This window comes from Saccharopolyspora sp. MMCC62 (genome assembly GCF_057736575.1).
In genome coordinates, this window is the sequence record NZ_JBYKCM010000001.1 from 468,851 (window position 1) to 490,117 (window position 21,267).

Sequence of the window (21,267 nt, forward strand, 5' to 3'; positions counted from 1 at the left end):
AGACCTCCCCCGCGGGCCGCGCGCACCGACCGGTGGCGGCCCCGCAGCGAGGTACCTGCGGATTGTTGACAATCCTACGAGCGCTTCCTAGCGTGTCAATCCCCGGACGGCGATCGACTTCAGGTCATGATCGACACCCAGGCCAGGCGCGATCTCCGGGCACCGCGACGACGCGCGCACCCACCCCGACCACCGCGAAGGCAGGTCATGACCCAGCACACCCCCACCGTCGTCGTCCTCCACGGTGGCAACCCGCCACCGGCCATGGACCGCATCGCCGCGGCCGCCGAACTCCGCCCCGCCACCGAGGACGAACTCGCCACCGCACTGCCCGGCGCCGACGTGCTGTTCGTGTGGGACTTCCGCTCCGACGCCGTCGCCGACACCTGGGCGCACGCCGACTCGCTGCGCTGGGTCCACGCCGCCAGCGCCGGAGTCGACCGGCTGCTGTTCCCCGAACTGCTCGACTCCCCGGTCGCCCTCACCAACTCCCGCGGCATCTTCGACGCACCCATGGCCGAATACGTCCTGGCCACCGTGCTCACCTTCGCCAAGGACCTGCACACCAGCGTGCGCCTGCAAGACCGCCGCGAATGGCGCCACCGCGAAACCGAACGCATCACCGGCAAGACCGCCCTCGTCGTCGGCACCGGACCCATCGGCCGCGCCATCGCGGGCAACCTCACCGCCGCCGGACTCCACGTGCACGGCGCCGGCCGCATCGCCCGCACCGGCGACCCCGACTTCGGCACCGTGCACGCCTCCGACCGGCTCCACGACGTCCTCGGCGACTACGACTACGTCGTGCTCGCCGCACCGCTGACCGACAAGACCCACGGGCTCATCGACGCCGACGCCCTCACCCGGTTCCGGCCCACCGCACGCCTGATCAACGTCGGCCGCGGCGAACTCGTCGTCCAACCCGACCTCGTCGAAGCACTCGAAGCGGGCACCATCGCAGGCGCCGCCCTCGACGTCTTCGACACCGAACCCCTGCCCACCACCTCACCCCTGTGGGAGATGCCCAACGTGCTCATCTCCCCGCACATGTCCGGCGACACCATCGGCTGGACCACGGAACTGGTGGAACTGTTCCTGGACAACCTGCGCAACTACGCCCACGGCGGAGAACTGCGCAACGTAGTGGACAAGCAGCGCGGCTACGTCAGCGGAACGGAGCGAACCCGATGACCCAGACCCCCGCGGCCACCACCCCGGCCGACCTCACCGCCACCGACATGCTCGAACGCTTCGCCACCGGAGAGCTCTCCCCGGTCGAGGCCACCGAAGCCACCCTCACCCGCATCGCCGACGCCGACCCCGCCGTCAACGCCTACTGCCTCGTCGACGCCGACCGCGCCCTCGACCAGGCCCGCGCCGCCGAAACCCGCTGGGCCCGCGGCGAACCCCGCGGCCGCCTCGACGGCGTGCCCACCTCCATCAAGGACATCTTCCTCACCCGCGACTGGCCCACCCTCCGCGGCTCCCGCACCATCGACCCCCACCAGCCCTGGACCGCCGACGCCCCCGCCGTCGCCCGGCTGCGCGAACACGGCGCCGTGTTCGTCGGCAAGACCACCACCCCCGAACTCGCCTGGAAGGGCGTCACCGACAACACCCTCACCGGCATCACCCGCAACCCCTGGAACCCCGAGCGCACCCCCGGCGGCTCCAGCGGCGGAGCAGGCGCCGCCGTCGCCCTCGGCATGGCACCCCTGGCCATCGGCACCGACGGCGGCGGCTCCGTGCGCATCCCCGCCGCCTTCTGCGGCATCTGCACCATCAAACCCACCTACGGGCGCATCCCGCACTACCCAGCCAGCCCCTACGGCACCATGGCCCACGCCGGACCGATGACCACCACCGTCACCGAGACCGCGCTCATGCTCGACGTGCTCAGCGGACCCGACAGCCGCGACTGGTCTGCCCTCGAACCACCCGCGCACTCCTTCCTCGACGGCCTCGACGACGGCGTCGCCGGACTCCGCATCGCCCTGAGCACCGACCTCGGCTTCGCCACCGTCGACCCGGAGATCGCCGACGCCGTCACCCGCGCCGCCCGCACCTTCGCCGAACTCGGCGCCACCGTCGAGCACGCCGACCCCGGCTTCACCGACCCCGTCGAGGACTTCCACGTGCTGTGGTTCTCCGGCGCCGCCAAATCCGTCGAACACCTCACCGACGACCAGCGCGCCCTGCTCGACCCCGGACTCGCCGAGATCGTCCGCCAAGGCCTCACCTACGACGCCCAGGACTACCTCGAGGCCACCAACACCCGCATGCTCCTCGGCCAGCGCATGGGTGCCTTCCACGAGACCTACGACCTGCTGCTGACCCCCACCGTCGGCATCGCCCCGTTCGAAGCCGGACTCGAAGCACCCGCCGACGCCACCAGCCCCCGCTGGACCGGGTGGACCCCGTTCACCTACCCGTTCAACATGACCCAGCAGCCCGCCGCCAGCATCCCCTGCGGATTCACCGGCGACGGCCTGCCCATCGGCCTGCAGATCATCGGCCCCCGCCACTCCGACGCCCGCGTCCTGCGCGCCTGCCGCGCCTACGAACAGGCCCACCCCTGGCAGCGCCCCGGCAGGTGACGCACCGCCGAACACCACGCACGCAGTGCACGCGGCCCCGCCCGGAACCTCCCGGGCGGGGCCGCGTCGCTCACGTCAGCAGCAACATCCCCGTCGCCGCCGTGCCCACCACCAGCACCGTCGAACACGCACCCAGCAGCAGCGCCCGCGGCCCCGCCCGCCGCAACCCGCCCACCCGCACCGCCGTGCCCAACGCGAACAACGCCGCCGCCAGCAGCACCGACGACACCTGCGCCGCCACCCCCAACACCGGCGCGGGCACCCAGCCCGTCGCCCGCACCCCCATCGCCACCAGGAAACCCACCACGAACAACGGCAGCAACGGCACCCCCGAACCCCCCGCACCACGTCGCCGCACCCATCCGACCACCGCCACCACCGGGGCCAGCAGCGCCACCCGGCTCAACTTCACCACCACCGCCACCGACACCGCCGCCGCACCCGCCGGGGACGCCGCCGCCACCACCTGCGCGACCTCGTGCACCCCGCCACCCGCGACCCGACCCACGTCCGCGGCATCCCACCCGCACGCCGAACCCACCAGCGGCACCAGCACCACCAGCAGCGTCCCGAACACCGTCACCATCGCCACCCCGGCCGCCACGTCCTCGTCCTCGCGCTCCACCACCCCCTCCACCGCCGCGATCGCCGACGCACCGCAGATCGACGACCCCACCGCCACCAGCACCGACAACCCCGGTGGCAACCCCAGCGCCCGGCCGATCAGCACCGTGCCCACCACCCCCACCACGACCACGGCCACCACCACGCCCAGCGTCGCCGCCCCCAGCCCCAGCACCTGGCCCACCGCCAGCTGCAACCCCAGCAGCACCACCCCCGCCCGCAACGGCGACCGCGCCACCCACGCCAACCCCGGACCCGCCGCACCCGTCCCGCCCGGCAGATTCCCCACCAGCACCCCCAACGCCACCGCCGCGGTCACCACACCCACCCCCGGCACCCACGCCGACACCAGCTGCGCGACCAGCACGCCCACCGCGGCCACCACCACACCCGGCAGCCGCTCCACCCACACCGCACGCAACTCCACCGACGTCCGCATGACCCGAGCCTCACCCGCCACGGCCCCCGCCGGTAGCCGTCAACCGCACAGGTCCCCATAACCGAACTGCATCACCGCAACCCCGAAACCCGCTCCAGCGCTACAGTTGCTGCATGGCAGACCCCGACCCGCTGTCCCTGCGACTGCTCGTGCTCATCGGCGAACTCGGCAGCATCGGCGCCGCCGCCGCACAACTGCGGATCAGCCAGCCCTCCGCCAGCAAACGCCTCAACAGCCTCGAACGCCGCCTCGGCCTGCACCTCGTCGAACGCACCCGCCGCGGCGCCGAACTCACCCCCGCGGGCAACACCGTCCTCGACTGGTCCCGCGACATCCTCACCGACCTCGACGCCCTGCACACCGGCGTGCACGCCCTGCGCGCCCGCCACGAACAACGCCTCCGCGTCGCCGCCAGCATGACCATCGCCGACTACCTCGCACCCCGCTGGCTCACCTCGCTGCGCACCGCCTTCACCGGACTCCGCCTCGAACTCGACGTCGCCAACTCCACCGCCGTCACCGACGCCGTCCGCCACGACCGCGCCGACCTCGGCTTCCTCGAATCACCCGACGTCCCCGACGGCGTCTCCGTGCGCTACCTCGCCCGCGACCGCATGACCGTCGTCGTCCCACCCGACCACCACTGGGCCCGCCGCCGCGAACCCCTCGACCCCGCCGAACTCGCCGCCACCCCGCTCATCGTCCGCGAACACGGCTCCGGCACCCGCGAAACCCTCGACCACGCGCTCGCCACCGCAGGCGCCACCCCCGCCGAACCGCTCCTCGAGCTGCACTCCACCACCTCGGTGCGCAACAGCGTCGTCGCCGGCGCCGGACCCGCCGTGCTCAGCACCCTCGCCGTGGCCACCGACCTCGCCGCCGGGCACGTCGTCGAAGTCCCCGTCACCGGACTCGACCTGCACCGGCCCCTGCACGCCGTCTGGCGCGCCGGACACCGCCTCACCGGCCCCGCCGCCGCCCTGCTCTCCGTCGCCCTCCGCGACGCCGCCGACAACGGCACCGGACCCCGCTGACACGATCACCCCATCGAGCACTGGCGAACGCGTGTTCGAACTCCGCATCATGGAGTCATGACCACCACCCGCTCACCCCAGCCCGGTTCACCCCAGCTCCGCTCACTCCAGCCCCGCTCACCCCAGCTCGGACATCACGTGCTTGATCCGGCTGTACTCCTCCAACCCGAACCGCCCGAAATCCCGCGCCGACGCCGAATGCTTGAACCCGCTGTGCGGCATCTCCGCCACCAACGGCCGATGCACGTTCACCCACACCGTCCCGGCCTGCAACGCACGCGACATCCGCAGCGCCCGCGCATGATCACGCGTCCACACGCTCGCCACCAACCCGTAGCGCACCCCGTTCGCCAACCCCACCGCCTCCTCCTCCGAGGAGAACCGCTGCACCGCCACCACCGGACCCAGCACCTCGTGCTGCACCAACTCGTCCGACTGCTCCACATCCGCCACCACCGTCGCCTCGAAGAAGAACCCCCGCCCACCACGACGACGACCACCCGCCACCACCCGCGCATGCGCCGGCAACCGCTCCACGTACCCCGCCACCAACTCCAACTGCCCCGCGCTGTTCAACGGACCGAACGCCGCATCCGGATCCTGCGGCGGCCCCGGCCGCCACACCTCCGTCTGCGCCGCCAACTCCCCCACCAACTCCGCGTACACCTCATCCGCCACCAGCACCCGGCTCGCCGCCGTGCAGCTCTGCCCCGCATCCCCGAACGCCGCCGCCGCGATCCCCCGCGCCGCCGCCGGCACATCCGCATCCCCGAACACCACCGCGGGAGCCTTCCCGCCCAACTGCAAGTGCGCCCGCTTCAGATCCGCCGCCGCAGCACCCGCCACCTCCATCCCCGACCGCACCGTCCCCGTGATCGAGAACATCCCCGGCACCTCGTGCGCCACCATCGCCCGACCACTGTCCCGATCACCGCAGATCACGTTCAACACCCCCGGCGGCAACACCCCCACCGCCGACTCCGCCAACAACACCGCGCTCACCGGAGTCGTTTCCGCAGGCTTGAACACCACCGCATTCCCCGCCGCCAACGCAGGCGCCACCCGCGCCACCGCCAACAACAACGGATGCGTCCACGACGCCACCTGCGCACACACCCCGATCGGCTCCCGCCGCGCGAACGACGTGCACCCCGGCACGTACTCACCCGCAGCACCCGCCTCCTGCAACCGCGCCGCACCCGCGTAGAACCGCAGCAGATCCACCGCCCGCGGCAACTCCCCCGACCGCACCACCTCCCACGGCTTGCCCGTGTTCCGGCACTCCGCCAGCACGAACCGCTCCGCGGACCGCTCCACCTCCTCCGCCCACCGCAACAACGCCCGCTGCCGCTCCCCCGGAGTCGTCACCGACCACTCCTCGAACGCCGCCGCCGCGACCCCCATCACCTCGTCCACATCGGTCCACCGCGTCAGCGGAGCCGACCCGTACTCCTCCCCCGAAGCCGGATCCACCAACGGCAACGACTCCCGCGCCACCGTCCCCGAACGCACCCCGCCCACGACGTTCCGCAGCTCCAGCGCAGTGGACACCCGGACCTCCTCCGACCGACGGCACCGATCACGCGACCCTAACCGCGCACCGGCCCCGCGCTCAGCCGCGCCGCGCCCTCACCGCGACACCTCCACCGGACGCGTCCGGCACACCCACTGACCCGCGGTCCCCACCGCCAGCAGCACCACCACCGGCACGAACGCCCACCGGCACGCCACCACCGCGGGCAGCGCCGACACCGCCTCCAGCACCAGCCCGACCACCAGCTGGATCACGACGCCCGCCAGGAAACCGCCCATGTTCACCACACCCGAAGCGGCACCCGAACGGTGGACCGCATTCGCCTCCCGCGCACCGTCGAACGCCAGCATCGCCGCACCACCGCCGAAGCCCAGCACCGCCAGCACCACCACCAGCACCGGAACCGACATCGCCCCCGGCCACGCCACGACCAGCAGCCAGGTCAGCACCACCAGCACCGACATCCCCAACGTGTAGCGCTCCCGCCGCCGCGGCCGACCCGCGATCCACTGGCTCGCCACCAGCGAACCCACGATGAACCCGATCGCCGCCACCAGCAGCAGCTCACCCGCCGCGGCCGACGCCACGCCCTGCGCACCGGTCAACCACGGCGCACCCCACAGCGTGGTGATCGCCAAGAACTGCGAGAGCAGCACGAAGTGCACCCAGAACGACTGCTTCGTGCCGCGCTGCGCCACCACCAGGCGCAACGTGCGGGAGATCCGCTCCCCGACCTCCGAGGGAACCTCCGAGCCCAGCCCGGCCGGCCGGTTCCGGATCACCGCACCGGCCACCACCGCCAGCACCGCGGTCAGGCCCGCCGCGCCCAGGAACGTCGGCACCCAGCCCAGGCCGTGCAGCGCCGCCGTCAACGGCACCGTCGAGAGCACCTGCCCGAGCCCACCGACCAGACCGGTCAACGCCGCCACCCGCCCGTACCGGTCGGCCGGGAACCACTGCGCGGCCAGCCGCAGCACGTTGGTGAACATGAACGCGTCACCTATGCCGATGAACACCCGACCGGTGACCCCGCCCAGCACCGAACCGCTCACCGCGAACACCGCGGACCCGATCGCCAGCGCCAGCACTCCACCGGTGATCACCCGGCGCGGCCCCAACCGGTCCGCCAACAGCCCCGACGGCACCTGCAGCACCAGGTACACACCCAGCTGCAACGCCGAGAACAGCGCCAGCACCCCCGGGCCCGCGGAGAACCGCACCAGCGCGTCCGGCGCCGCGACCCCCAGGCTCGCCCGGTGGAACAGCGCCACGAAGTAGCACGCCGCGCCCACGCCCCACACCAGCCACGCGCCGCGCTGGGGCGCGATCGCCCTCGCCACCTGCTGCTCCCCGGCAACACCGACAGACACCGGAACACCCACCTCTCCGCGAACTTGTATCCACCATAGATACAAGATGCGGATCAGTACTATGGGCACGTGTCGAGCGCAACACCGAACCACGACGTGCCGCCGCCCACCGCCGCACCCGGCGACGCCGGACAGGCGCCCGCGGAGCCACCGGCCGCGGACCGGGCCTACCGGCACGTGAAGACCGGACTGCTCGACGGCACCTACCCCGACGGGCACCTGCTGTCCGAAGGCGAAGTGGCCACCGCCATCAACATGTCCCGCACCCCGGTGCGGGAGGCCTTCCTGCGACTGCAGACGGAAGGGTTCCTGCGCCTCTACCCGAAGCGGGGCGCCCTCGTCGTCCCGGTGACCCCCACCGAGGCCAGAGCCGTGCTGGAGGCCCGGCTCGCGCTGGAGACCTTCGCCATCGACAAGATCGCCGCCGACGGCCCCGCGACGATGCGCGAGGTCGGCACCGACCTCCGCGCCCACCCGGCGTGCGACGGCAGCGGGCTGAGCACCGCGGAGATGCACGAAGCCGACCGCGACTTCCACGCCCGGCTGGTCTCCGCCGCGGCGAACCCGATCATCGACGACCTCTACACCGCGCTGCGGGACCGCCAGCTGCGGATCACCGCGGGTGCCCGCACCCAGAACCGGCGCCCGGACATCACCCGGCAGCACGCCGAAGTCGCGGCCGCCGTGCGCGACGGCGCCGCGGACACCGCCAAGGAAGTACTGCGCGACCACCTGCTCGGCGTGCTGCGCGCCCTCGGCGTCGCGGGCGGCCCGATGCTCGAACCCCCGGCCTGACCGGCTGGGAAAAGCCCTGCGCCTCGTTGCGGATCTTTTTTGATCTTCAGATTATTGATTTCACCCGACACTGAAGACATCGAGTCAATAAAGTTACCGAGGTGCAAAAGTGGGCGGCGCGAACGCCGCCCACTTGATCCGCTCCCGGACTCGGGCCGGGAGGAAGAGCCCGATCAGGCCGGGGAACCACCGCCCACCGGAGGCTCACCGAGCGCCCCGGTCTCCCCCAGCGCCTGCGTCGCCTTCGGCCCGGACAGCGCAGCACCGGACTGCATCCCCGCCGCGGCGCTGGGCACCTCCTTGCGGGCCACCTCCTCCGCGGCACGGACGGCCTCGGCGACCTCCGGGTTCGACGAGGTGTCGAACCACGCGGCCACCGACTCCTCCTCGTCCTCCGGGCTGCCCGCCGGCGGCTCCTCCTTCGGCGGCTCGTAGCGGAACGTGCCGTCCTCGCCGGGCGCGCCGAGCATCCGGGCGAAGCCCTCCAGGGACTTGTTGAAGTCGCTGGGCACCACCCACACCTTGTTCGCGTCGCCCTGCGCCATCTGCGGCAGCGTCTGCAGGTACTGGTAGGCCAGCAGCTCCGGCGTGGGCTTGCCGCGCTTGACCGCCGCGAAGACCTTCTCGATCGCCTTCGCCTGGCCCTGCGCCTGCAGGTAGCGGCTGGCTCGCTCGCCCTGCGCGCGCAGGATGCTGGACTGGCGCTCGCCCTCGGCGTCGAGGATCGACGCCTGCTTGGCGCCTTCGGCCGCGAGGATCTGGGACTGCTTCTGGCCTTCCGCGGTCTTGATCGCGGATTCTCGCGCGCCCTCCGCGTTCAGGATCATGGCGCGCTTCTCCCGGTCCGCGCGCATCTGCTTCTCCATCGAGTCCTTGATGGACGGCGGCGGGTCGATCGCCTTGAGCTCGACGCGCGCGACGCGGATGCCCCAGCGTCCGGTCTCCTGGTCCAGCACCCCGCGCAGCTGGGTGTTGATCTGGTCCCGGGAGGTCAGCGTCTCCTCCAGGCTCATGCCGCCGACCACGTTGCGCAGCGTCGTCGTGGTGAGCTGCTCCACGCCGACGATGTAGTTGGAGATCTCGTAGACGGCCGAGCGCGAGTCGGTGACCTGGAAGTACACCACGGTGTCGATCGACACCGTCAGGTTGTCCTGGGTGATGACCGGCTGCGGCGGGAACGAGACCACCTGCTCGCGCAGGTCGATCTTGGCCCGCACCCGGTCGAGGAACGGCATCAGGAAGTTCAGCCCCGGCGCGGCGACGGTGCGGAACCGGCCCAGCCGCTCGACCACCGAGGCCTGCGCCTGCGGCACCACCAGGACCGACTTGGCCACCACGACGATCACCAGCAGCACCACCACCGCCAGCACGATCAGTTCCACTGCACCCTCCAGTTCACGGTTGCGCCGCGACGACGGCGGTGGCCCCGGAGATCTCCGTGACCAGCACCGTCGAATCGGCTTCGAAGACATCGGCCTCGTGGCTCGCGCGGGCCGACCACACGTCCCCGTCGATGCGGACCCGGCCGCCCTGGTGGTCGACCGTGGCCACCACGACCGCGTGCTTGCCGACGAGGGCGTCCACGTTGGTCTTGAGCTCCCGGCCACCCAGGAAGCGGCGCTTCAACGCCGGACGCGCCCCCAGCACGAGTCCCCCGGCCAGCGCTGCGAACACCACGACGGCCAGCCACGGCGGCGCACCGGCCACCACGACCAGCGCCGTCCCCAGCGCGGCGAGGCCGAGCATCACCAGGACGAACTCGCCGGACAGCACTTCGGCCGCCACGAGGATCACACCGATGATCAACCAGACGACGGGGGCCATGCACCCATCGTGGCAGAACACAAGCTCGCTGTGGGTGAATTCGCCCAACCCGAGGACACCTGGTCCGCAGTGGACCTCCGGGCGGGCGTCACCGGAAGGGCGTCAGGGCTCGGTGACGAAGTCGATCAGCCGCTCGACCGCGCCGATCAGCGGCGCTTCCAGGTCGCGGAAGCCCTCGACGGCGCCGAGCACGCGTCGCCAGCCCTCGGCCGGTTCGCCCCAGCCCAGCTCGGCGCAGACGCCTTCCTTCCAGTCCTGCCCGCGCGGCACCCGCGGCCAGGCCGCGATGCCGAGGGACGCGGGCTTGACCGCTTCCCACACGTCGACGAAGGGGTGACCGGTGATGAGCACGTGCGGGTCGTCGATCCCGGCGACGAGCCGGGATTCCTTGCTTCCCTCGACGAGGTGGTCGACCAGCACGCCGACCCGGTGGCCAGCGCGGGGCCGGAATTCGCCGAGCAGCCCGGGCAGGTCGTCCACGCCGTGCAGCGGTTCCACCACGACGCCTTCGACGCGCAGGTCGTGGCCCCAGACGCGTTCGACGAGCTCGGCGTCGTGCAGGCCCTCCACCCAGATGCGGCTGCCGCGGGCCTCCCGGGCGCGCAGCCCGTCGACGTGCACCGAACCGGAAGCGGAGGTGCGGGTCGCGGCCGGAACGGCGGCGGGCGCCGGGACGAGGGTGACCGGGCGCCCGTCCAGCAGGAAGGCCGCCGGTCGCATCGGGAACAGCCGGTGCGCGCCGTGCCGGTCCTCCAGCACCGCGTTGCCCTTCTCCACGCGCACCACCGCGCCGCAGAAGCCGCTGGCCGGGTCCTCGACCACGAGCCCGGGCTCGGCCGGGACCTCGGGGATCTCGCGGCGCTTGCGGCCGCCGGACAGGACGTCGTTGCCGTAGTTGACCGAACGCACGCGAAGATCCTATTCACCGCCGCGGGCCGGGTGGTCGCGGCGCGCCGCCCGCGCGACGAGACCCACATCGCCCGGCCCCCGGGCTGATGCGGGCGGACGGGATACGTACTCTCTCTCGACGTGCCATGCCCAAGCGCAACGATGGTCGTCTGGACGTCCGCGTGGTTGCACGGTGCGACCGCCGCGGACGACGTGCTCGACGCTCTGCAGGTCTGGGGCGAGTCGCAGGAAGTGCGCGCCGCCGACGACGAACTCGCCGCCCGGTTGGAACTGCCGGGACCGCAGGACACCCCGGCCGGTCCGGCGCTGCTGCTGGCGGCGCTGCGCAAGGCCGGCGCGGTGGGCGGGGACCTGGTGCTGCCGGTCCCCGGCGATGTCCGCGGCCTGGGGTCGGCCGGTGCGTTCTCCAAGCAGGCGCTGCGCCGCGGTGAGGCGGCGGTGCTGCCGGAGGCCGGGCTGGCCCTGGTGCCCGAGCCGATCGCCGAGGGGATCCTGCGCTGGACGGTGTTCGCCGTCGGCGAGCTCCCGCCCGCCGAGCACCTGCCGATCGGGGAGGCCGAGCACGGCATGTCCTCGGCGATGCGGGAGGCCGCGAGCACGCTGATCGACCTGGACATCGCCAAGCACCGCCCCGGCGTGCGCGACGAGATCGCCTCGACGGTGGCCGACCGCCCGAAGCCGCCGTGGCCGGAGGACGTGCCGCAGCGGCCGCTGCGGATCCTGCAGCGCGCCTCCGAGGTGGAGGCGATCCTGTGGGTGGCCACCGACGACGCCCCGGGCGGGGCGCTGTCGGCATCGGCGACGAGGGCGCGGACCGAGGCGCTGCGCCCGCTGTTCGACTCGGTGCGGGCGGCCCGGCGCGCCTCGGTCGCGGAGATGGTGCGGGTGCTGGCCGACAGCGCCAGCAGGCACTGACTCACACCAGCGGGGTGCCCGCCTTGATCCGGCGCCGCACGTCCCACAGGTAGTAGTTGAACGGGAACTTGCGCAGCACCGTCGGCAGCCGCCGGATGACCACGCCCATCGCGCGGGTGAGCCGGTCGAAGCAGCGCTGGTCGCGGTCGGTCCAGGGCAGCCGCATCTCGTCGCGGAACCGCTGCGGCAGGAAGCCGGTGGTGATGAACCGGTTGAACCGGCCCAGCGGCGCGCTGACGTAGCGCGGCATGAAGTCGAGCTCGGCGATCCGGCGCAGGTAGGGACGCACGGTGTCGTCGACGTGGACCTGGTCGAGCGCGGTGTTCCAGTACTCCTCGAAGGCCGCGCGGTCGGCGGGCCACATGTCGTCGGTGACCTGCAGGGTGGTGCCGAGGGTGGCGGAGCGCCGGTAGAGCTCGTCGATCTCGGCGTCGGTGAGGTCTCCGACGAAGATCCGGTACACGTCCTCGATGCCGCGGTAGAGGCAGGCCGCCACCCAGAGCTGCAGGTTCTTGTCGAAGGCGTTGTAGGACACCGGGCTGGACTCGGTGGAGCGCACCCGGGCGTGCGAGCGGTTGGTGGCGCGCCGGAACAGGGCGCGTTCCTCGTCGGTGCCCATGGTGGCGACGGCGAGGTAGGTCAGCGTGGTGCGGGTGCGCTTGACGGGGTGCTTGAAGATGTTGCCGCTGTCGACCTTGCTCTCGACCACGCCGTAGCCGACGCCGGGCCGGGCCAGCTGCATGATCACGTTGGCGCCGCCTGCGAGCAGTCCGGCGCCGACGACCAGTTCGTCCTCGCGCACGCGTGATCCGGTGGGAGCCGTCATCGGGTGTCTCTCCTCCGCTAGCGGGTGGCGGTGCGCGACCAACTCTGCACACAGCCGTGTGCAAATATGGAACCGATCGGTTCCCGAGCTGTCAAGACCCGCCCGACCGCACCGCGGCGGATGCCAAGATGGGCGGCATGGAGCCGTCTTCCCTGCGGGTGTACGGCGGTGTCGACGGCGACCACCGCCAGGCCGAACGCCGCGCCCGGTTCCTCGACGCGGGCCTGGACCTGCTCGGCGCCCCCGACGCCGACGCCACCCTGTCGGTGCGCGGCGTCTGCAAGCGCGCCGGGCTCGCCGCCCGCTACTTCTACGAGAGCTTCACCGACCGAGAAGAGCTCACCGCCGCCGTCTACGACCAGGTCATCGACGACCTCGCCACCGGTGCGCTGAGCGCGGTCGCCGCCGCCCCGCACGACGCGGCCGCCAAGGTGCGGGCCGGGCTCGGCACCGTCATCGGCGTCGTCGGCGACGACCCGCGGCGCGGCAGGCTGCTGTTCTCCGCCCGCGCGGGCGCCGCCCTCGCCGAACGCAGGCAGCGTTCCACCCTGCTGTTCGTCGGACTGCTCGGCGGCCAGGCCAAGGACTTCTACGGGGTGGCCGACAGCGCCGACTTGGACGTGCTCAGCCAGTTCGCCGTCGGCGGGCTCGCCCAGACCCTCACCGCCTGGCTGGACGGAGCGCTGCGCATCGACCGCGACGAGCTCGTCGAGCACTGCACGCGCATCTTCCTCGCCGTCGGCACGCCCACCGGGGACTGACCGGCGCGAACAGGCCCCCGGAACGCGTCCCGGCAGTTACGGTCCTGGACGTGGAGTGCTTCATCGCCCGGCGTACCCGCCGCTGAGAGTCCGCTCGTCGCCGGTCCTCAGCCGCCATGAGCGGACCGCCCCCTGCCCGTCGTCAGCACCGGGTACCGGCCCTCCGCCCGAAAGGCACCCCACCATGCTCATCCGCGAGTTCGTCGCCGACGACCTCAGCACGCTCATCGACCTGACCATCCGGACGTTCCGCCCGTTCTACGAGGACGTCTTCCGGCCCTTGGTGGGCGAAGTCGTCTTCACCCACCAGCACGGCGCTTGGCGCGAGGACTACCACGATCAGGTCGCCGCACTGCACGCGCCGGAGCGCAACGCCCACGTCGCCGTCGCCGTCGGCGAGGACGGCATCACGGGATACGTGGCGTGGAGCGTCGAACCGCCCCGGCGCAACGGCACGATCACGTTGCTCGCGGTCGACGACCAGCACCGCGCCCGCGGCGTGGGCGCCGCCTTGTGCGAGCACGCCTTCGCCGAGATGCGCGCCCGCGGCGCCGAGGTGGTCGAGATCGGCACGGGCGGAGACGCCTTCCACGCCCCGGCCAGGGCGCTCTACGAACGGCTCGGGTGCACTCCGCTGCCGGTCGTCGCCTACTACCGGCGGCTCTGATCGCACCGCCACCCGGTGAGCGCAACGCTCCTGGACGGGCGCTCTCGCGCGCCCGTCCAGGAAGGCCGCACCGGCGGGAGCTCAGCCGTTGACGACGACGTCAGGACGGCGAGCAGCAGCCCGGCGCGCACACGTCCCCGTTGCGCCCGCAGCCCGCGGCGGGCATCAGCGACAGCTTCCGCGGCCGCACCTCGTCCACGTGCTCGGAGATCAGCTCCACGATCATCTTCGCGAACCGCGGATCGTCCCCGGCGGTCCCGGCCCGCACGAAGGCCACGCCGAGCTCGGCGGCCTTCTCCGCGGCCTCGTTGTCCAGGTCCCAGATCACCTCCAGGTGATCGGAGACGAACCCGATCGGGCTCACCACCACCGACGTGACGCCCTTGGCGTGCAGGTCCTCGATGTGGTCCACCACGTCCGGTTCCAGCCACGGCACCTGCGGCGGGCCGGACCGGGACTGCCACACCACGTCGAAGGCCTCCACCCCGGCCTCCTCGGCGACGAGCCGGGCGCACTCGGAGACCTGCCGCGAGTACCACTCGGGGCGGCCGTCCGGGCCGGGCATCGAGTCGGCGCGCACCGGCACCGAGTGCGCGGTGAACACCAGCCGGGCCTGCGGATCGCCGATCTCGGCGTAGGCGCGGCGCACCGCGTCGGCGTTGGCCGCCACGAACAGCGGGTGGTCGAAGAACTGGCGCAGCTTCACCAGGTCCGGGGCCTGCTCCCCCACCGCTTCGCGGGCCCGGGCGATGTCCTCGTGGTACTGCTTGCAACCCGAGTAGCCGCCCCACGCGGAGGTGGCGAACACCAGCGCGTTGCGCACGCCGTCCTCGGCCATCCGCGCCACGGTCTCCTCGACCATCGGGTGCCAGTTGCGGTTGCCCCAGTACACCGGCAGGTCCCGACCCTCGGCGCGCAGCTGCTCCTGCAACCCGGCCATGATCTCGCGGTTGAGCCGGTTGATCGGGGAGACCCCGTCGAAGTGGTGGTAGTGCTCGGCGACCTCGTCGAGGCGCTCCGGCGGCACGCCTCTGCCCCGGGTGACGTTCTCCAGGAACGGCCGGACGTCCTCCGGGCCTTCCGGTCCACCGAACGACAAGAACAGCAGCGCATCGAAACTCACCCGACCATGATGGCCCGCCGCCGAACGGGCCGCTCACGGGGGGTGGGGCGTGCGCGGCGGTCCGCGCACGCCCCGCGGGAGATCACGCGCCGAGCGCGGAGAACCCGCCGTCCACCATGATCATCGAGCCGGTGGTCTTGGGCAGCCAGTCCGACAGCACCGCGCAGATCGACTGCGCGACCGGGGTCGGGTCGTTGACGTCCCAGCCCAGCGGCGCCCGCTCGCCCCAGGTCTCCTCCAGCCCGGAGAAGCCCGGGATGGACTTCGCGGCCATCGTGCGCACCGGGCCCGCCGACACCAGGTTCACCCGGATGCCCTGCGGACCGAGCTCGCGCGCCAGGTAGCGGCTGGTCGACTCCAACGCCGCCTTCGCCACGCCCATCCAGTCGTAGGCCGGCCAGGCGACGCGCGCGTCGAAGTCCATGCCCACGATCGACGAGCCCGCCGACAGCAGCGGCAGCGTCGCCGTGGTCAGCGACTTCAGCGAGTACGCCGAGATCTCCACCGCCGTGGACACGTCCTCCCACGGCGCGTCCAGGAAGTCACCGCCCAGGCAGGACGCCGGCGCGAACCCGATCGAGTGAAGGACGCCGTCGAGGCCGTCGACGTGCTCGCGCACCCGGTCGGCCAGGCTGTCGCGGTGCTCGGCGTTGGTCACGTCCAGCTCCAGCACCGGCGCGGGCTTCGGCAACCGGCCCGCGATGCGCTCCACCAGGCTCATCCGGCCGAACCCGGTGAGCACCACCTCGGCGCCCTGCTCCTGCGCCATCTTGGCCGCGTGGAACGCGATCGACGCGTCGGTGATCACGCCGGTGATCAGGATGCGCTTGCCTTCGAGCAATCCGCTCACGAACTTCCTCCGCTGTGCTTGCTTGGGCCCGCCGCGCGGCGGGCCGGGTGAAAAACCGGGCCGGTACCGCTCAGTGCCCCATGCCCAGGCCGCCGTCGACCGGGATCACGGCACCGGTCACGTAGGCGGCCGCGTCCGAGGCCAGCCACGCCACCGTGCTCGCGACCTCCTCCGGCTCGGCGAACCGGGCCAGCGGCACCTGGGCGAAGATCTCCTTCTTGCGCTCCTCGGAGAGCTGATCGGTCATGTCGGTGGTGACGAACCCGGGGGCGACCACGTTCGCGGTGATCGACCGCGACCCCAGCTCGCGGGCGATGGAGCGCGCCAGGCCGACCAGGCCCGCCTTGCTCGCCGCGTAGTTCGCCTGCCCCGCCCCGCCGGAGAGGCCCACCACGGAGGACACGAACACCATCCGGCCGCGCTTGAGCCGCAGCATGCTGCTCGCCGCCCGCTTCGCCACCCGGTACGAACCGGCGAGGTTCGCGTCCAGCACCCGGCCGAACTGCTCCTCCCCCATGCGCAGCAGCAGCCCGTCATCGGTGATCCCGGCGTTGGACACCAGCACCTCGACGCGGCCCTGCGCGGCCTCCACCTCGTCGAAGGCCGCCGAGACCTGCTCGGCGTCGGTGACGTCGCACTGCACGCCGCGCAGCCCGTCCGGAGCGCCCGAGCCGCGGTGGGTGACCGCCACTTCGTCGCCCGCCGCCTGGAACGCGCGGGCGATGGCCAACCCGATACCGCGGTTACCTCCGGTCACCAGAACGGACCGTCCCACTGTGGATCTCCTCCCGAAAAGCCCTGCGCGGTGAACGCCAGCACCACGACGGGCGAGTCCGTTCACCTGAACAGCCGCGACATTATCGGTTCACCGGTGCGCGCCTCCCATCCACTCCGAACAGAAAACGATCGCCAGAGCGGTGGCGCGCCGACAGTGGACACCGCCATCCGGCCCCGCGAAGCCCTACGGTGCGTACAGCCTCGATCGCCGACCGCGCCCGACCGCACCGCCCTGCCCCCGGCCCGGACAGGAGTTCCCGCATGACGACCGCCGCGACCACCACCGCGCACCAGCCCGCACCCGCCGAGTTCGCCGCCGCGCTGCGCCGCGTGCTCGACGGGTCTGCCCGGTCCGACCCCGGCACCCGCGCCCTGTACTCCACCGACGCCTCGAACTACCGGCAGGTGCCGCTCGCGGTCGTGCACCCGCGGCACGCCGAGGACGTGGCCGCCGCGGTCGCCGTCGCCCGGGAGCACGGGGTGCCGATCACCGGGCGCGGCGCGGGCACCAGCATCGCGGGCAACGCGTGCGGCCCCGGGCTGGTGCTGGACTTCTCCCGGCATTTCAACCGCATCCTCGAGGTCGACGCCGAGCGGCGGCTGGCCGTGGTGGAACCGGGCGTCGTGCTCGACACCCTGCAGGCCGCGGCCAAGCCGCACGGGCTCGCGTTCGGGCCCGACCCGTCCACGCACAGCCGGTGCACGCTCGGCGGGATGATCGGCAACAACTCCTGCGGCACCCACTCGGTGGCGTGGGGCAAGACCGTCGACAACGTGCGCTCGCTGGACGTGCTGCTCGCCGACGGCACCCGGCTCACCGTCGGCGAGACCTCCCCCGCCGAACTCGACGCGCTGTGCGTCCGGGAGGACCGCACCGGGCGGCTCTACCGGCAGCTGCGGTCGCTGCGCGAGGACACCGCCGAGCAGGTGCGCGCCGCGTTCCCCGACCTCACCCGGCGGGTGTCCGGCTACAACCTCGACCAGCTGCTGCCCGAGCACGGATTCCACCTGGCCCGTGCGCTGACCGGCACCGAAGGCGGCTGCGCGGTGCTGCTCGGCGCCACCGTCGAACTCGTCGAGACCCCGGCCGCGCGCGCCATGGTCGTGCTCGGGTTCGAGGACAGCTACGCCGCCGCCGACCAGGTCACCCGGCTGCGCGGGCTCGACGCGCTCGCCATCGAAGGGCTCAGCGCCGAACTCGTCGACGTGGTCTCCGCCCGCAACCCCTCCTCCCCCGCGCTGCGGCTGCTGCCCGGCGGCCGCAGCTGGCTGCTCGTCGAGGTCGGCGGCACCGATCGCCGCGACGCCGAGAACGCCGCCGAACGCGTCCGCCGCGCCATCGGCTCGCGCGCCGAAGCCGTCGTGCACACCGACCCGGCCCGGATGGGCGCGCTGTGGAAGATCCGCGAAGAGGGCTCCGGGTACTCCACCCGGATGGCCGACGGTTCCGAGCGCTGGTCGGGCTGGGAGGACGCCGCCGTGCCACCGGAACGCCTCGGCGCCTACCTGCGCGAGTTCGACGCGCTGCTGGCCCGGTTCGGGCGCAAGGGCGTCACCTACGGGCACTACGGCGACGGCTGCATCCACGTGCGCGTCGACTTCGACCTGCTCACCGGGCCGGGCGCCGCCCGCTACCGGGAGTTCATGGAGGCCGCCGCCGACCTCGTCGTCGCCCACGGCGGCTCGGTCTCCGGCGAGCACGGCGACGGGCGGGCCCGCTCGGCGCTGCTGCCCCGGATGTACCCGCCGGAGATCATCCGCGCGTTCGAGCGGTTCAAGGCCGCCTTCGACCCCGATGACCTGCTCAACCCCGGCCAGATCGTGCGGCCCCGGCCCGTCGACACCGACCTGCGGCTGCTCGTCGCGCCGCCGAACATCCCCACCCGCACCGAGCTGGCGCTGCACGCCGACGGCGGCGACCTCGCGCCCGCCAGCAGGCGCTGCGTCGGCATGGGCAAGTGCCTGAACACCACAGGTGGGGTGATGTGCCCCAGCTACCGGGCCACCAAGGACGAGCAGCACTCCACCCGCGGCCGCGCCCACCTGCTGTTCGAGATGCTCAACGGCTCGCTGGTCCGCGGCGGCTGGCGCTCCCCCGAAGTGCGCGAGGCGCTCGACCTGTGCCTGTCCTGCAAGGGCTGCAAGACCGACTGCCCCGTCGGTGTCGACATGGCGACCTACAAGGCCGAGTTCCTGCACCACCACTACCGGCACCGGCCGCGGCCCGCCGCGCACTACTCGATGGGCTTCCTGCCGCTGTGGCTCGCCCTCGGCCGGGTCGCGCCCCGACTGGTCAACGCCGTGCTCGACGGACCGGCGGCGCCGCTGGTCAAACGCCTCGGCGGCATCGCGGCCGAACGGCGGATGCCGCAGCTCGCCGGCCGCAGCCTGCGGTCCTGGTGGGCCCACCGCGAACGGCCCAGCACCACCGGGGGCGCTCCGGCGCTGCTGTTCCCGGACACCTTCACCGACCACTTCGACCCGCACATCGGCCGCGACGCCGTCCTCGCCCTGGAACGCCTCGGCCACACCGTCGAGCTCCCCCGCGAACCGGTGTGCTGCGGACTGACCTGGGCCTCCACCGGGCAGCTCGGCACCGCACGGCGCGTCGTGCAGCGCACCGCGCGGCTGCTGCGCCCGCGGATCGACGCCGGCCTGCCGGTGATCGGGCTCGAACCGAGCTGCACCGCGTTCCTGCGCGGCGACGCCCTCGAACTGGCCCCGCACGACCCGGACGTGCAGGCGCTCGCGGCGGCCACCCGCACCTTCGCCGAACACGTCGAACCGACCCGCGAGCGCTGGCAGCGCAGCGGCGGCGGCAAAGCCCTCGTGCAGCGGCACTGCCACCAGTACGCCGAGCTCGGCTTCGACGCCGACCGGGCCGCGCTCGCCGCCACCGGCGCCGACGCGGAGGTCCTCGACGCCGGGTGCTGCGGGCTGGCGGGCAACTTCGGGTTCGAACGCGGCCACTACGAGGTGTCGATGGACTGCGCCGAGCAGGCCCTGCTGCCCGCGATCCGCGCGGCCGAACCGGGCACCGCGGTCGTCGCCGACGGCTTCAGCTGCCGGCTGCAGATCCGCCAGGCCACCGACGTCGAACCCGTGCACCTGGCCACCTTGGTCCGCCGCGCCCTCGACGGCTGAGTCCTGCCACTCCTGCTTCTCGGTGTTCGGGTAGCGGAACCTCGGCGTTCTCCTCGCGAGGACAGCGTTTTCTCCTGTGGCGGAGCCACCGGTGAAAACGATCCCGCAGCGAGGAGAACGCCGAGAACCCGCGGCGGTGCGAGTTGCCAGGGCGGTCGCTGCTCAGCGGCTTCGCCGCTGACAAGATCCAGACACCACTCGCCGTCCGAGTTCAGGGCGGGCTGGTCAAATCCCCGCTTCCGCGGAGTCGCCGACCGCGGCGTGCAGCACTCCGGGGAAGCCGTTGATCTCCTCGACGAGTCCGGACACCGGTTGCTTGCCCTGCAGCCGGACGGCGACCACGGCGGTGCGCTGGTCCTCGTCGTCGGTGTCCTCCCGCTCCACCTGCAGGTCCAGCACCTTCAGCCCGCGGCTGGTGCACAGCGTCAGCACTTCGCGCAGCACCCCGTGCCCGTCCAGGTAGCCGACCCGCACCACCTGCGGCTCCCGCAGGACTCCGCGCAGCAGCTGCAGCAACCGCGGATACCCGACCGCCACCAGGAAGTGCACCAGCGTCGTCGCCGACGCCAGCAGCACCAGGCCGCCCCCGCAGGCCATCCCGATCGCCGCGACCAGCCACACCGTCGCCGCCGTCGTCAGCCCTCGCACCACGTCCCGGCGCACGAAGATCAACCCGCCGCCGATGAACCCGATGCCCGACACGACCTGCGCGGCGACCCGCGACGGGTCCAGCGACACCCGGTCGAACTCCAGCATGTCGCCGAAGCCGTACTTCGACACCAGCATGAACAGCGCCGCACCCACCCCGACCAGGGTGTGCGTGCGCAGTCCCGCGCTCTTGGCCCGCACCTCGCGTTCCAGCCCCACCAGGCTGGACAGCAGCAGCGCGCTCCCCAGTTCCACGAGCAGCGGGATCTCACCGAATCCTGAGACCACCTCGTCCGCCATCCGACGAACGTAACCCGGCCACGGCGCACCGGACACACCCGCAGACCATGATCACCACCACCGGAACGATCACCCACACCACCTTGACCAGTACGAACACCGGACAGGGAGACCATTCGCCGCGAAACGG

At 72.5% G+C, this 21,267-nt stretch carries 19 protein-coding genes; 8 read left to right on the forward strand and 11 right to left on the reverse strand.

Features of this window, described 5'->3' with window-relative positions; translation table 11 throughout:
- Positions 1 to 207 precede the first annotated feature (207 nt).
- Together AC29IT_RS02195 and AC29IT_RS02200 are read left to right on the forward strand one after the other, a co-directional pair.
- Positions 208 to 1,191, forward strand: coding sequence for a D-2-hydroxyacid dehydrogenase (locus AC29IT_RS02195; protein WP_358446551.1), 984 nt, complete (start codon positions 208 to 210; stop codon positions 1,189 to 1,191).
- Entirely contained in the window at positions 1,188 to 2,597 is a 1,410-nt protein-coding gene (locus AC29IT_RS02200) for an amidase (protein ID WP_358446548.1), read from the forward strand. Before AC29IT_RS02195 ends, AC29IT_RS02200 begins: the two co-directional genes overlap by 4 nt.
- A 70-nt stretch (positions 2,598 to 2,667) precedes the next feature.
- On the opposite strand, the gene AC29IT_RS02205 is transcribed toward AC29IT_RS02200, so the two are convergent.
- Positions 2,668 to 3,660 (reverse strand): YeiH family protein, encoded by a 993-nt coding sequence (locus tag AC29IT_RS02205; RefSeq protein WP_358446545.1) that lies wholly within the window; start codon positions 3,658 to 3,660, stop codon positions 2,668 to 2,670.
- A gap of 113 nt (positions 3,661 to 3,773) precedes the next feature.
- On the opposite strand from AC29IT_RS02205, the gene AC29IT_RS02210 reads away from it, so the two are divergent.
- Complete coding sequence (locus AC29IT_RS02210) at positions 3,774 to 4,694, forward strand: LysR family transcriptional regulator (RefSeq protein WP_358446543.1); 921 nt, start codon at positions 3,774 to 3,776, stop codon at positions 4,692 to 4,694.
- A 117-nt stretch (positions 4,695 to 4,811) separates the two neighbouring features.
- Here the strand turns inward: AC29IT_RS02210 and AC29IT_RS02215 are convergent, their stop codons facing one another.
- Together AC29IT_RS02215 and AC29IT_RS02220 are read right to left on the reverse strand one after the other, a co-directional pair.
- Positions 4,812 to 6,245, reverse strand: coding sequence for an aldehyde dehydrogenase family protein (locus tag AC29IT_RS02215; RefSeq protein ID WP_488217642.1), 1,434 nt, complete (start codon positions 6,243 to 6,245; stop codon positions 4,812 to 4,814).
- A 78-nt stretch (positions 6,246 to 6,323) separates the two neighbouring features.
- Positions 6,324 to 7,598: an MFS transporter gene (locus tag AC29IT_RS02220; protein WP_488217643.1), complete on the reverse strand. Its 1,275-nt coding sequence runs from the start codon at positions 7,596 to 7,598 to the stop codon at positions 6,324 to 6,326.
- 69 nt (positions 7,599 to 7,667) lie between these two features.
- Between AC29IT_RS02220 and AC29IT_RS02225 the strand changes: the two genes are divergently transcribed.
- Positions 7,668 to 8,393 carry a GntR family transcriptional regulator gene (locus AC29IT_RS02225; RefSeq protein ID WP_488217644.1) on the forward strand — a complete coding sequence of 242 codons (726 nt, stop codon included), beginning with the start codon at positions 7,668 to 7,670 and terminating at the stop codon, positions 8,391 to 8,393.
- A 173-nt stretch (positions 8,394 to 8,566) separates the two neighbouring features.
- Here the strand turns inward: AC29IT_RS02225 and AC29IT_RS02230 are convergent, their stop codons facing one another.
- The 3 genes from AC29IT_RS02230 to AC29IT_RS02240 all read right to left on the reverse strand — a co-directional run bounded on the left by AC29IT_RS02230 (position 8,567) and on the right by AC29IT_RS02240 (position 11,126).
- Positions 8,567 to 9,775, reverse strand: a complete 1,209-nt coding sequence (locus tag AC29IT_RS02230) for an SPFH domain-containing protein (RefSeq protein WP_488217645.1) — start codon at positions 9,773 to 9,775, stop codon at positions 8,567 to 8,569.
- A 13-nt stretch (positions 9,776 to 9,788) separates the two neighbouring features.
- A complete protein-coding gene (locus AC29IT_RS02235) occupies positions 9,789 to 10,217 on the reverse strand; it encodes an NfeD family protein (protein ID WP_358446876.1) in 429 nt (142 codons plus the stop codon).
- Positions 10,218 to 10,319: 102 nt separating this feature from the next.
- Positions 10,320 to 11,126, reverse strand: coding sequence for a DUF3097 domain-containing protein (locus AC29IT_RS02240; RefSeq protein ID WP_488217646.1), 807 nt, complete (start codon positions 11,124 to 11,126; stop codon positions 10,320 to 10,322).
- Positions 11,127 to 11,267: 141 nt separating this feature from the next.
- On the opposite strand from AC29IT_RS02240, the gene AC29IT_RS02245 reads away from it, so the two are divergent.
- The gene (locus AC29IT_RS02245; RefSeq protein WP_358446881.1) at positions 11,268 to 12,041 is read left to right on the forward strand and encodes a hypothetical protein; all 774 of its coding nucleotides are present in this window, start codon (positions 11,268 to 11,270) and stop codon (positions 12,039 to 12,041) included.
- A gap of 1 nt (position 12,042) precedes the next feature.
- Here the strand turns inward: AC29IT_RS02245 and AC29IT_RS02250 are convergent, their stop codons facing one another.
- Entirely contained in the window at positions 12,043 to 12,867 is an 825-nt protein-coding gene (locus AC29IT_RS02250; protein WP_488217647.1) for an oxygenase MpaB family protein, read from the reverse strand.
- A 137-nt stretch (positions 12,868 to 13,004) separates the two neighbouring features.
- Between AC29IT_RS02250 and AC29IT_RS02255 the strand changes: the two genes are divergently transcribed.
- Positions 13,005 to 13,628 (forward strand): TetR/AcrR family transcriptional regulator, encoded by a 624-nt coding sequence (locus AC29IT_RS02255; RefSeq protein WP_358446887.1) that lies wholly within the window; start codon positions 13,005 to 13,007, stop codon positions 13,626 to 13,628.
- Between the two features lie 184 nt (positions 13,629 to 13,812).
- The gene (locus tag AC29IT_RS02260; RefSeq protein ID WP_358446890.1) at positions 13,813 to 14,295 is read left to right on the forward strand and encodes a GNAT family N-acetyltransferase; all 483 of its coding nucleotides are present in this window, start codon (positions 13,813 to 13,815) and stop codon (positions 14,293 to 14,295) included.
- A gap of 100 nt (positions 14,296 to 14,395) precedes the next feature.
- Here AC29IT_RS02260 and AC29IT_RS02265 read toward each other — a convergent pair whose 3' ends face one another.
- The 3 genes from AC29IT_RS02265 to fabG form a co-directional block, all read right to left on the reverse strand.
- The gene (locus AC29IT_RS02265; RefSeq protein ID WP_358446893.1) at positions 14,396 to 15,418 is read right to left on the reverse strand and encodes a ferrochelatase; all 1,023 of its coding nucleotides are present in this window, start codon (positions 15,416 to 15,418) and stop codon (positions 14,396 to 14,398) included.
- An 82-nt stretch (positions 15,419 to 15,500) separates the two neighbouring features.
- Positions 15,501 to 16,268, reverse strand: a complete 768-nt coding sequence (gene fabI, locus AC29IT_RS02270) for an enoyl-ACP reductase FabI (RefSeq protein ID WP_488217648.1) — start codon at positions 16,266 to 16,268, stop codon at positions 15,501 to 15,503.
- A 70-nt stretch (positions 16,269 to 16,338) separates the two neighbouring features.
- Entirely contained in the window at positions 16,339 to 17,043 is a 705-nt protein-coding gene (fabG, locus tag AC29IT_RS02275) for a 3-oxoacyl-ACP reductase FabG (protein ID WP_488217649.1), read from the reverse strand.
- A gap of 263 nt (positions 17,044 to 17,306) precedes the next feature.
- On the opposite strand from fabG, the gene AC29IT_RS02280 reads away from it, so the two are divergent.
- Positions 17,307 to 20,189, forward strand: coding sequence for an FAD-binding and (Fe-S)-binding domain-containing protein (locus AC29IT_RS02280; protein ID WP_488217650.1), 2,883 nt, complete (start codon positions 17,307 to 17,309; stop codon positions 20,187 to 20,189).
- A gap of 225 nt (positions 20,190 to 20,414) precedes the next feature.
- On the opposite strand, the gene AC29IT_RS02285 is transcribed toward AC29IT_RS02280, so the two are convergent.
- Positions 20,415 to 21,137: an MgtC/SapB family protein gene (locus AC29IT_RS02285; RefSeq protein WP_488217651.1), complete on the reverse strand. Its 723-nt coding sequence runs from the start codon at positions 21,135 to 21,137 to the stop codon at positions 20,415 to 20,417.
- Positions 21,138 to 21,267: the final 130 nt, after the last annotated feature.